The sequence below is a fragment of the Paenibacillus sp. plas6 genome, assembly GCF_057221655.1.
Map to the genome: position 1 here is coordinate 2794104 of NZ_CM170151.1, position 12036 is coordinate 2806139.

General features: G+C 38.9%; 8 protein-coding genes and 1 riboswitch. Of the genes, 4 read left to right on the forward strand and 4 right to left on the reverse strand.

The annotated features are described in order from the left end of the window. The first annotated feature begins 16 nt into the window (after positions 1-16). Positions 17-1081 carry a methyl-accepting chemotaxis protein gene (locus AC2TDL_RS12570; protein WP_484701167.1) on the forward strand — a complete coding sequence of 355 codons (1065 nt, stop codon included), beginning with the start codon at positions 17-19 and terminating at the stop codon, positions 1079-1081. An 8-nt stretch (positions 1082-1089) separates the two neighbouring features. Beyond that, positions 1090-1578, forward strand: coding sequence for a methyl-accepting chemotaxis protein (locus AC2TDL_RS12575; protein WP_484701169.1), 489 nt, complete (start codon positions 1090-1092; stop codon positions 1576-1578). Positions 1579-1702: 124 nt separating this feature from the next. Here AC2TDL_RS12575 and AC2TDL_RS12580 read toward each other — a convergent pair whose 3' ends face one another. The 4 genes from AC2TDL_RS12580 to AC2TDL_RS12595 form a co-directional block, all read right to left on the reverse strand. Continuing rightward, on the reverse strand, positions 1703-2758 hold the full coding sequence (locus AC2TDL_RS12580) for a response regulator transcription factor (protein ID WP_484696442.1): 1056 nt from the start codon (positions 2756-2758) through the stop codon (positions 1703-1705). Positions 2759-2764: 6 nt separating this feature from the next. After that, the gene (locus tag AC2TDL_RS12585; protein ID WP_484696443.1) at positions 2765-4456 is read right to left on the reverse strand and encodes a sensor histidine kinase; all 1692 of its coding nucleotides are present in this window, start codon (positions 4454-4456) and stop codon (positions 2765-2767) included. 326 nt (positions 4457-4782) lie between these two features. Continuing rightward, a riboswitch (guanidine-I (ykkC/yxkD leader) is annotated at positions 4783-4886 on the forward strand. Positions 4887-4986: 100 nt separating this feature from the next. Next, positions 4987-7224 (reverse strand): MMPL family transporter, encoded by a 2238-nt coding sequence (locus AC2TDL_RS12590; RefSeq protein WP_484696444.1) that lies wholly within the window; start codon positions 7222-7224, stop codon positions 4987-4989. Positions 7225-7325: 101 nt separating this feature from the next. Continuing rightward, on the reverse strand, positions 7326-8321 hold the full coding sequence (locus tag AC2TDL_RS12595; protein ID WP_484696445.1) for a 3-oxoacyl-[acyl-carrier-protein] synthase III C-terminal domain-containing protein: 996 nt from the start codon (positions 8319-8321) through the stop codon (positions 7326-7328). Positions 8322-8535: 214 nt separating this feature from the next. Here AC2TDL_RS12595 and AC2TDL_RS12600 point away from each other — a divergent pair, with 214 nt between their 5' ends. Both AC2TDL_RS12600 and AC2TDL_RS12605 read left to right on the forward strand, forming a co-directional pair. Further along, positions 8536-11235, forward strand: coding sequence for a PEP/pyruvate-binding domain-containing protein (locus tag AC2TDL_RS12600; RefSeq protein ID WP_484696446.1), 2700 nt, complete (start codon positions 8536-8538; stop codon positions 11233-11235). Positions 11236-11250: 15 nt separating this feature from the next. Then, the gene (locus tag AC2TDL_RS12605) at positions 11251-12003 is read left to right on the forward strand and encodes an ABC transporter ATP-binding protein (protein WP_484696447.1); all 753 of its coding nucleotides are present in this window, start codon (positions 11251-11253) and stop codon (positions 12001-12003) included. Positions 12004-12036: the final 33 nt, after the last annotated feature.

Consider the following 12036-nt stretch of genomic DNA (forward strand, 5'->3'; position numbering starts at 1 on the left):
GTCGTATACGGATTTAATTAATAATGAATCTAAGCTTGTGCAGCAATTAAAGGATATGACGATCTCGATTGAAAATCAGGAATCTGAGCTAATGGCCTATCTAGCTACTGCTGAAGAAGAAAGTCTAGAGTCATTAAGTCAAGCGCAAAATAAATTTCGACAGCATTTTAATGAGGCTAATCAATTGATTGCCGATCGAGATGAAAAGCAGATTATACTAGGGTTGGAATTGCTACAAGCACAATTTGCAAGTGCAGCGATCAATATGATTGAAGCAAAAAAACAAGATGATACTGAAAAGTATACCAAGATTATTGGAGAGCAATCAGAGGTTATTTCTACATTTATCGACGTCGCTAATTCATTTTCTGAGAAAAAGCAACAGCATATGGATGAAGTGAAAGACGATACTTTTGCGTGTGTGACCTCTTTGCAAAATATGCTTATAGTTATCGCAGTTATAGCTATTATGATCGGTGCTTTTGCTGCGTTTTACATGAGCAGAATTATCTCTAAGCCGTTAAAGCAACTGAAAGATGCAGCAATTAAAATTGCTAGCGGTAACTTAGAGGTTACGGAGCTTAATATTAAAAATAAGGATGAAATCGCAGAGGTTGCTGATGCATTTGTTCAGATGCGAAGCAATTTAAGAAAAATTATTTCTGATGTGGGCAGCAATGCTGAGCAATTATCTGCATCGTCTGAGGAATTAAATGCTAGTGCCGAGCAATCAGGACAAGCTTCAGAGCATGTGGCAATTATATCAGAAAAACTGTCTTCAGGCAGTGAGCTGCAAGTGTCAAAAGTAGCAGATGGCGTTGAATTAGTTCAAACGATGCAGCATGATTCTAATGGAATATTGCAAAGTTCTACAGAGGTTATGCAATCGGCTAAAACGGCTTCTGAACTAGCAGAGCAAGGCAATGATGCTGTAAAAGCGGCTATCCATCAAATGAATAATGTTCAGGTTAGTGTTAATGATATTACGAATGTTGTAACGAATTTAGGCAATCGTATGACGCAAATTGATGAAATTATTAAAATCATTACTGATATTGCCGGACAAACTAACTTGCTTTAAATGCGGCAATAGAGGCTGCTCGCGCAGGGGAACAAGGCAGAGGTTTTGCTGTTGTTGCTAATGAGGTGCGTAAGCTGGCTAATCAAACGACAGAAGCTGGTAAGCAAGTTTCTAATGTTTTAAGTGTGCTCCAGAAAGAAGCGAAACGTTCCGTAGATATGGTTGTGAAGGGTGAAAAAGAAATTTTGCAAGGGATTGAAGTTGTTAATGTTGCAGGAAAATCATTTACTGAAATTGAAAAGTCCGTTGCGACAGTTTATGAGCAAATTTCTGATGTGTTAGCGCGTTCTCAACATATGGCTAAAGGAACAGAGTCTTTAGTTAGTACATTTGATGGAATACGTGAAGTAAGTTTTGTAACGGCTGAAGGTGCGAGCAGCGTATCTGCTGCGACAGAGGAGCAATTGGCTAGTATGGAAGAAATTAATGCCGCTTCAAAAGAATTAGCGGCGCTTGCCCAAAATTTGCAGGAAAGTATCGCTCTCTTTAAACTATAGAAAATAATTGACTTGATAAGCGATGTGCAGCTGATATCAAAACTCCGAGCATTCTGAACTAGAGCTCGGAGTTTTGTTTTAAAATTGGAATGGCAAAGATAAATTTACTGCCGTTTCATTGTAACTAAGATATTGTTTTCTTAAATTCTGTAGGTGACACGTTAAATTTCTTCTTAAATGCTTTCGCAAAATGAGGATAATCGTGATAGCCGACTTGAAAACAAACATCAATTGCTTTTACTAATGGATCAGTTAGTCGTTCTTTTGCTTGCAGTAAGCGATATTCGATTAAATATTGAGAAAAGGTCATTCCTGTATTTTGTTTAAATAAGCGGCTGAAATGAGCTGGTGACATATTTATATGATTAGCAACCATTGGTAAACTTAAATTATAATCCTGATAATGCTCCGAGAGGAATTGAATTGCTTCGTTAATAAGCTTCGAGTAACCTAAATTTCGTTTTTGGCGAATTAGATCGCATAAGCTTGTGATCGTATCATTTAATTGCTGCATTAATTGCTGATGAGTGCCTGTCCATTTGCGCTCAAGTGCCTCTTTCAAGTCAATTTGATTTTGGCTAATTTTTGCAAGTTCTTCGTCCAATAATACGATAAAATCGTAATAAATTTGCGCTAAACTATAATTTTGCTGTTCCTGCAAAGCAGACTCGGCGAATTGATGAAATTCTGCCAATTGCTTTGTTATCTCCTCCTGCTGTAACGACCAAACAGAATGGATGAGCTGCTGAGCGAGCGTTAAAATTTTAGGAATGGACTTGCTGCGCTGTTTTAGTTCCTCGTCTTTTTCCTTCCATTCCTCCTGTAATTGATAGAGTGTTGACTGAACCTTCTCCTGCTTAATTGGCTTTAGCCAATAGTCGTACACGCGGTATTGCAAAGCGGTTTGTGCATATTCAAAATCGTTATATCCCGACAAAATAATAATGTCGATAACTTCCTTGCGATTTTTAATTTCTTTTATAAGCTCGAAGCCGTCCATAATCGGCATATTAATATCGGTAATTATTAAATCAGGCGCAGTCGTGTTTATGACCTCTAATGCCTCCTGACCGTTGTCAACACAGCCGATAATTTGAAAAGGCAACTCCATCCGTTCGATGATTTTAGCTAAGCTTAGTTTGATAAAATGCTCATCATCTACAATCAAGATTGATTTCATCTGCATTTACCTCGCTTCCGAATAGGGTAGAAGGATTTGTGTTTTAGTGCCTGAACTATCTGAATGTATAATGTGTAAGCCGAATGGATAGCCGAATGATAATCTAATACGGCGATGTACGTTCCATATGCCAATGCTTTTTTTATTTGTAGCAGGCGGAGTATTGATTTCTGCAGCCGCAAAACTAGTATTGTAATGTGTTCGTTTTTCAGGAGGCATTCCTCCGCCCTTGTCTGAAATAATAATTTGACATGCATGATTTGTTGTTTGTTTAATTGAAATGCCAATATACGTCGGTTTAAGTTTATGTTTCTCATAGCCATGAATAAAGCAATTTTCAATAATAGGCTGCAAAATTAATCTTAATGCATCATAATGCGCTAAAATGCTGGAATCAGCGTCGATATCAATTGTAATAAACGGAAATCGTTGCTTTTGGATTTCGAGATACCGAATCGTATGTTCTAACTCTTCCTGCAATGTTATTTTTTCATTTAAATCACTAATGCTATATCTAAATATATCAGCAAGATTGGTCGTCATGTGACTGATCTCGGGCTGATCAGCTAAAATAGCTTGGGAGTTAATAATCTCTAAAGTGTTATATAAAAAATGAGGATTGATTTGAGCGTGTAATGCTTCAAGCTCAGAATTAATGCTGCGTAATTCCAATTCTTTTTCTTTTAACTGAGCATGTTTAACTTGTTGCATTAGTCTTTGGATGTTGCTAACCATATGGTTAAAGCTGTGATTCAGTCGTCCAAATTCATCATTGCGATGTGTGGGTGCTTTAATGCTAAAGTTCCCTTTCTCTGCTTCAGACATGTAGTTTTGCAGGTTGCGTACAGATTTTGAAATATATATCGTAAAGGCGCTGATAAAGATTAGTGCTGAGATCACAATGATTGTAATGGCGTACATACTAAAGTTTCTAACGATATTAGTAGCCGTCATCAATTCTTGGAGCGGGACTTGAGAAATCATCGTCCATTGCGTTTTTGGCGAGCGGTTAAAAACATACAATTGCTCGTTTACTTCAACATATCCGTTATTTTTATCGCTAAATAATGACAGTGTTTCGGATGGTGCAGTTGTGCCGATTAGTTCTTTGTTTGGATGATAGACAATTTGTCCGCTTTCATTAACTAACCAAATGAACCCGCTGTTTCCTAGAGGAACTCTGTTTAAAATGTTTACAATATCGTTTAATCGGAGCTGAATGACAAGCATTCCTTTTGAAAGATAAGTGTTTGCATCGATAAATCGACGGAGAATTGTAATAACTGGCAAGGTGTCTACGTAAGTGATGTCAACAATCTTGTAATTTTTATCATTAGGCAGGATTCTATTATACTTATCGAATAGCTCCAAATTGCTATATCCGCCTTGTTGTGAAAGATAAATATTGTTTGAAGAAATAATTGCAATGCTATATATATCAGGTCTGCTAAACGTTAAATTGGCGAGTAATTCATCTTGAATTTTTTTTGTAATGACATATCGCTCATAATTTTGCGATGGCTCGATTGAAAGGAAAGTTCGTACATCTGGATGAAGAATTAAAGGATAGGTCGTATTTTCTAAAGTTAAAAAGTAATTATCGAGCTCACCGTTTATTTGTTTGACGAGCTGAGTGTTTGAAATAATTGCATTTTTTTTAATTTCAGAGGTTGATTTTTCATACCATATAATACCCATGAGAAAAAAGGGGACACAAATGACAACAATAATTAAGGATATAAGTTTACTTTGGATAGTTTGTATAAACTTAAAGTTTTTCATTGTGATTACCACCAGTTATGTTATGGAATGAATACATCACTTCTGAAATTGCAGATAAACATCACTATATACGTAAGATAACATTACATGAAATATTAATCAACTCTTTTGTAGGAGTCTGTACTAGCGGTAGAAACGGATGGGAGTAAGGTGTCCGCATAAAAATATAATAAAATATAACATAAGGAATTAATTTTATCTAACATCATTATTATGCTTTAATTAACAATAGCATCACGTTATTAAATTCTTTCTAGGGTTCCGTTCAATTTAGGTTGAAGACTGGTTCAAGAGAAAGAGTATAGCATATGTGCTATATACACGGAGGGATAAAAACCCGAGAGAACTTACCTACGTTCTCTCGGGTCTTCTAATCTTTGGCGGCGCTATCCAAGCTTGTGAGCCGTCTTTTTTTTATTAATAGAGGAAGTGATTACGGTTTTGAGCTAACTGTCCATTCCTTTAGAGAGGAAAATTTTACGAAAGCCGTACCAGTTAATATGGCCAAACAGCTTCATAAAAATCGGCACTAAAATTGTACGAATAATAAAGGCGTCAATAAGAATTGCAAAAGCTAAGCCAACCCCTAATTCCTGCACAAGTTGAAAATCTGCAAAAAGAAATACGCCAAAGACGACAATCATAATCGAGGCAGCGCCTGTTACCATCCCGGCTGTTGTTACAATACCGTCGGTGACGCTTTGCATATGTTTGTTCGTCTTATCATATCTCTCCTTCATTCTTGAGATTAAGATAACCTCATAATCCATGCTTAGTCCGAACAGTAATACAAACAATGTTAATGGCGTGTTGACGCTTAACGGAATAGCCTCTGCTCCAGGCATATAGCCGTATTGATACATGAGGACAATAAAGCCCATTGATGCCGTAGTAACAATTCCATTCATCAGAATTGCTTTTAAAGGAATGAGCACTGATCTAAATGCGATATAGAGCAGAATATAGGTCAAAATGACGACCAGTAAAACGACATACGGTAAGTTAGAAATAATTTCTTCATCATAATCTAGTCCGATTGCGGTTTCTCCTGTGACTCTGCCAACAAAGCCGCTGCTAATTTGTGGTAAAATTTCATCGCGAATTTGGCGAACAAGACTTCTTGTTTCATCTGAATTGGCATGTGTATCAGGTGCAATTCGCAGCATGGTAGATTTCCCGTCCTTGCTAATTAATTGCTGCAGCTGATACTTCACTTGCTCAGGCTGCTCTTCAATTGCTTGATAAGCTTGTTCCCAATAGGCAGCGGGAGTTTGATTAGTAATCAGCGAATGAATGCCTGTCACTTCTTTCACATGAGGTAAATTAGCAATCAGTGCTGACAGGCGTTCGATTTCTGCAACAGAATCGGAGGCAAATACATTTTGCTCATTGGTTTGTGTAAGCAGTAGCTGCACAGGGAACACGCTGCCGTTATCTATATGCTCCATCAGATAATCCATTCCCACTCTTGATTCTGTTTTCTCTGGAAGCTCGTGGTAAGCAGCAACTGGCAATTGCATCTTAAGCTGCAGGAAAGGAATGGAGCACAACAATAAAGGAATAAGGGCAGCAATAAGAGAAATAACAGGGCGCTTTAATACCCAATCTATAAGCTTACGCCAAACAAGTGGGTTGTCCTGTTCGGATTTTCTTTTCGTATCGAAACGAAGCCAATCGATTTTCTTTCCGATGATCATTAGGAGTGCTGGCAGTAAGGTGAGTGATACGATAATTGAAGCAATAACGACAATGCTGCCACCAATCGCAATGGAGCGAGTAAAGGCAGTATCTGCAATTAATATTGAAATAACGGTTATTCCTACTGTTGTACCCGCATAAAAGACAGCCCGTCCAGAAGTTGCAATTGCTTCAATTACGGCAGATTTAACATCCATACCTTGGCTTAGTTGCTCGCGGAATCGTTTAATGATAAACAAGGCATAATCGATCGATACCCCTAAACCAAGCATTGTAATGATATTCGTTAATAGTGTGCTTAAGTTGGTAAATGAAGTAATAATTAATGCTGCCGACATGGATAATGATACAGAAAATACACCTAATAACACTGGAAGTATTGCTGCGATCGGAGAACGGAAAACAAATAGCAATAAAATAAAGACAATTGGTAAACCGATCAGCTCCACTTTTGATACATTTTTTTTAGCTAATTCACTAGCGTCAAGATTCATTCCAGGCGTGCCAGTAATGTAAATTTGAAACTGCTGCTCATTGTCGGCGAAATCTTGCTTGAGCGATCTTATAAATTCGCGTTCCTCGCGTGTACCCATATCTAACTCAGCAAAGATAAAGGCTTGATCATTCGTTTCATCCAGTAAGTTCAAATAAGGTGTTGAAAATGGGCTTTCAGTTTTGGTGACATGGCTGTTGGAGGTAAGCTGCTGTTCGATTTCCTCTGTGAATTGCTTAAATTCATCTGATGTAGCAGAAATTCCGTCACCCTCAATAACAATAATAAGACGATTTTGCGAAACATTACTGAACTGCTCACGAATGATTTCATTTGCAATGTTTGATTCGCTGCCCTCGATCTCAAGTGTGCCTCCGCCTAAGTGGTCGTTCAAGTGTGAGCCATACGAAAACGAGGCAATAATCAATACAAGCCAAATGACTAATATGGTTTTTGGATAGTTTGCAGTGAGTTTTCCGATTTTTTTAAACATCACATTCTCCTTTGGCGAGTCGTCAAGACATTAAGTAATATATGGAATTTATTGAATATAGTAATGATATAGTTTTATTTTATATGTGACAGAAGGTGAGTTTAGTACTGTAAGGTTAGTCCGCCAATTGATAAACCGGCAGATGTACCGCATAGCAGCAATTTATCGCCTCGCTGGATTCTATTACCTTTGATCAAATCATGAAGCAGCATTGGGATTGATGCGGCGATACAGTTGCCGTGTGTTTCGATATGGCAGGCGATTTGCGGTTCACGGAAACCGTATTTCTTAAAAATTTGGATACCGTGCATGCTTGTTTGATGAGGGATGACAAACTTTAATTCTTCTTGCTTGATTTTAGATTTCTTAAAGAAACTATCGAAAAATTTTGGTGCATATTGATTAGCTAATTTAAATACCTTTTTGCCATCCATTTGAAATACATTGTCGTATTGTGTCGTTCTTGGATCATTTGGATGTCTTAGAATTCCACCGCCAGGTACTTGAGTTAAATGATAACCTTTGCTGTATGTATTAAAGCAGAAATGGTCTACCCAGCTGGAACCATTATCTTCTTCGCGGGTTAGTACAACAGCAGCAGCACCGTCACCGAACAGACATCTAACCTCCTTTTGTGTAATCTTTAACGTAGGGCTTGGAGAATCCGCACTAATAATTAATATATTTTTATAAATTCCATTATGAATTAGGTTAGAGGCTACATACATGGCTAAAGGAAAGCTATAACAAGTGGTGTTTACATCGAAGCAGGGGATGCCTGAATCTTCCAGACCAAGCTCTCTTTGAAATAATGACGCAGCGCAAGGGATAGCTTGCAGAGGAGAGCCGGAAGCACCGATAATGCATTCAATATCATTTAGCGACAGTCCGCTGTCCTCCACTGCTTTTCTAGCTGCAGCTGTGCCGATTGTTAGTGCATTTTCTCCTTTTTCATAATCAACATAGTAGCGGCTTTTGATTCCTGTTGACTTCTCGATCCACCCTCTCGGTAAATCTAAATCTCTTTCTATTTCTTCGTTGTACACAACTCGTGAGCCGGTTTGTTTCCCAATTCCTTTAATTTTTGTTTTCAACATTGTTCGATCTCCCCTTAATTATTGATATAGTAGTTGTTCTTTTCTAGCATCTTATGAAAGAAAGTGTCGCTTTTGAATTGGAACTATTTTAATAAATATGGGAAATAATAGCATGAATATAAAAAATATGTCAATATTGATAAATCTGTATATATGTAATAATATGGATAGGAAGAGGCTGGGGTTATCAGCAAACTTTCGGAGGAAGTAAACGATGAATTATATTATGTCTTTTAATAGAATCGTTTCGAGCGACTTTTCTTTAGTTGGTGGCAAAGCAGCTAATTTAGCAGTCATGGTGCAAGCAAGTCTTCCAGTACCGCCTGGCTTTTGTCTGACAACGGAGGCTTATCGTCGCTTTATTGCGCACAACGATTTGCAGGGGGAAATTGAGTCATTGCTTCCGCCTTCAGGCAATCATGATTACGCTGCCTATGAAGAGGCTTCTGCAAAAATAAGAGATTTATTCCACCGCGGAAAAATTCCGCAAGAGATTATAGATGAACTGGAAGCTGCGTATACAGCTTTAATAGATAGTGATTTGTCAGATAACTACGTTGCTGTACGTTCATCGGCAACTGCTGAAGATTTACCTGATATGTCATTCGCAGGGCAACAAGATACATACTTGAATATTTTAGGGATGCCTTCTTTGCTTAGCTCCGTTGTTAAATGTTGGAGCAGCTTGTGGACAAGCCGGGCTATTAGTTATCGGGAAAAAAATAAAGTAAATCACAGTGATGTTGCTTTGGCAGTCGTTGTACAACAAATGATAGAAAGTGAGTCTTCTGGTGTTTTATTTACGGTAAACCCTCTGACAGGAAGACGAAGAGAAATCGTAATTGATGCGACCATTGGGCTGGGGGAAGCGTTAGTATCTGGTCAGGTTGAACCCGATCATTACGTTGTTGAACGGATACCGGAAACCATTACAAAGCGAATTTTAGGCTCAAAAGCTGTAAACATTCGTACTTGCAAGGACGGGGGTACCGTTCAACTTGCAGAGGACGGGTCAGAAGTTCAAGCATTAACTGATGCTCAAATTATTGAACTGGTGCGACTAAGCAAAAATATTGAGCAACTATTCCGTGCGCCTCAAGATATTGAGTGGGCATATGCTCAGGGAGAGTTTTACATATTGCAATCCAGAGCGATTACATCATTGTATCCTCTTCCGCAAAAAGATTGCTCTGCAAACGAGGAAAGTGAGGAAAAGGTTTGGTATTCGTTTGCCTCCTGGCAAGGGATGGTTGAGCCTTTTACACCTTTGGGACAAGATTTTATAAAATGCATTGCGGTTGGAGTTGCAAATCAACTGGGATTCCGAAAAGAACTTGCCACTCAGAATATTTTTGAAAGTGCGGGAGAACGATTATTTGTAAATATTACTCCGCTTATGAGAAGTAAAAACGGTCGAAAAATAATCCTCAAAGTATTATCTGAAATGGATTTGGACGCGCATTCTTCACTTCAAGAGCTTCAACAACATATGCACTTCAAAACTACTCAACGAAAAACAGAGACCTTTTTATTAGGGAGAGTAAAATTATTTTTCACGATTATTTCATTATTTGCTCAAGTTGTCCGTAATTTTCTTAATCCAACAACCTTCCATCAACGAATAATGAAAGAAATTGAGTTAGTCATAGATCGGTCTAAAAAAGAGAGTATGCGCAATATGACGCCGATTGAGCAGATTAGTTGGTCGGAATCTCTTACTGTCGAGCTTTCTCGTATATTACTTAAAACGCTGTTGCCTGGTACGTTATCAGGTCATTTGGCAATTCAGTCGTTAATGCGGCTTAGCGCTAAAGGAGTAGAAGAGCAGCGGGATGTGTTAGAGTTGACACGAAGTTTACCGCATAACGTAACGTCAGAGATGGATCTTGATTTATGGGGGGCTGCCTCTGAAATTAAAGGGAATAAAGCTGCTTATGCTGCATTTATTGAAAAAGATGGAGCACAGCTAGCTTTTGATTATCTCGAGCAGCGCTTTCCTGCGTCGATTCAAGCTAGAATTACTGCTTTTCTTGAGCAATATGGTGTGAGAGGGATAGCGGAAATTGATATTGGGCGGCAAAGATGGTCTGAAAATCCGACTCCTGTGATGCAAGTATTAAAAAGTTATTTGCAATTGGAAGAAACAACTTCTCCTATGGAAGTTTATCGAGAAGGTAAGAAGATAGCAGCGGAAGCTGAGTACAGACTTATTCAACGGATAAAGGTTAAACGTGGGAAACTAGCAGGTGCGCTTGCTAGATTTCTAGTAAAACGTGTTCGCTTTTTAGCAGGATTTAGAGAAACCCCTAAATTTACCGTAGTGCGTTTAATGGCAATAATCCGCTCTGCTTGGTTAGAACTAGGTGAGGTATTGAAGCAACGAGGAGTTTTGAATAGTAAGGACGATGTGTTTTATTTGCAGCTTTCGGAATTGAAGGGGCTGGTCACTCAAGTAGCTGATAGTCAAGAGGTTATGTCCATTATTGTTGAGCGTCGCGAAAAATATGAGCGAGAGCTAAGAAGAACAAGAGTGCCGCGTCTATTGTTCAGTGATGGGACGGCTGTATATACTGCACAGACATCTGCTTCGCCTCAAAATAATGCGATTGTTGGCAATCCTGTTTCTCCTGGCGTGGTGGAAGGGGTAATTCGGGTTGTTATCGATCCGCACAATGCAAAAATTGAGCCGGGTGAAATATTAGTTTGTCCTGCTACAGATCCAGCATGGACACCGCTGTTTCTCGTTGCAGGCGGATTAATAATGGAGATCGGCGGAATGATGACACATGGCTCGGTTGTTGCCAGAGAATACGGTATCCCAGCAGTTACAGGGATTAATCAAGCAACAGAAATATTTAAAAGCGGTCAACGGATTCGTTTGGATGGTTCAAGCGGACTTATTCAAATTTTATAATTCATGGAGGAGTCTATGGAATATGCTGTGGAAGTAGAGCAATTAGTAAAGAGTTATGGAGAGCGAACGGTTATTGATCAGTTGCAGTTTCGTGTGCCAAAGGGCAGCATCTTTGCTTTTCTTGGACCTAATGGTTCCGGCAAATCAACGACAATTCGTATGCTCTGCGGGGTTATAACGCCTACTTCGGGAAGCATTAAAGTGTTAGGACTAGATGCCACTAAAGAGATTGAGCAAGTGAGGCGGAAAATTGGGTATATGTCCCAACGCTTCAGCTTGTATGAAGATTTGACTGTAGAAGAAAATATAAACTTTTATGCAGGGGTTTACGGACTCCGTAACGATATTCGTCAAGCAAGAAAGTCAGAAATTTTGCAGATGGCAGGGCTGCTAGGCAGAGAAAAGCAGCTGGCAGGCACGCTGTCTGGAGGATGGAAACAACGCTTGGCGCTTGGGTGTGCCATTGTCCATCGGCCAGAGTTATTGATTTTAGATGAACCGACTGCAGGAGTAGATCCTGTTTCGCGAAAATTGTTTTGGGACATTATTTACCATTTGTCTAAACAAGGCATGACTGTTTTTGTCACAACTCATTATATGGATGAAGCTGAAAAATGCGATTATGTAGCATTTATTTTTGATGGGAAAATGATTGCCGATGTTCAAAGTCCGCAGCAACTGTTAAAGGCGGAAAATGAGCAATGTTTAGAGGATGTGTTTATTCGCTATGTAAGCGAGCATACTCATATGCCAGCTAATCATGTCTAGTACCCGCTGAAATGGGGGAAGTCAAAAATGAAA

Coding starts and splice junctions, on each gene's coding strand:
- AC2TDL_RS12580 (WP_484696442.1), bottom strand. CDS start 2,758: ATGAAATCAATCTTGATTGTAGATGATGAGCATTTTATCAAACTAAGC.
- AC2TDL_RS12585 (WP_484696443.1), bottom strand. CDS start 4,456: ATGGGTATTATATGGTATGAAAAATCAACCTCTGAAATTAAAAAAAAT.
- AC2TDL_RS12590 (WP_484696444.1), bottom strand. CDS start 7,224: ATGTTTAAAAAAATCGGAAAACTCACTGCAAACTATCCAAAAACCATA.
- AC2TDL_RS12595 (WP_484696445.1), bottom strand. CDS start 8,321: ATGTTGAAAACAAAAATTAAAGGAATTGGGAAACAAACCGGCTCACGA.
- AC2TDL_RS12600 (WP_484696446.1), top strand. CDS start 8,536: ATGAATTATATTATGTCTTTTAATAGAATCGTTTCGAGCGACTTTTCT.
- AC2TDL_RS12605 (WP_484696447.1), top strand. CDS start 11,251: ATGGAATATGCTGTGGAAGTAGAGCAATTAGTAAAGAGTTATGGAGAG.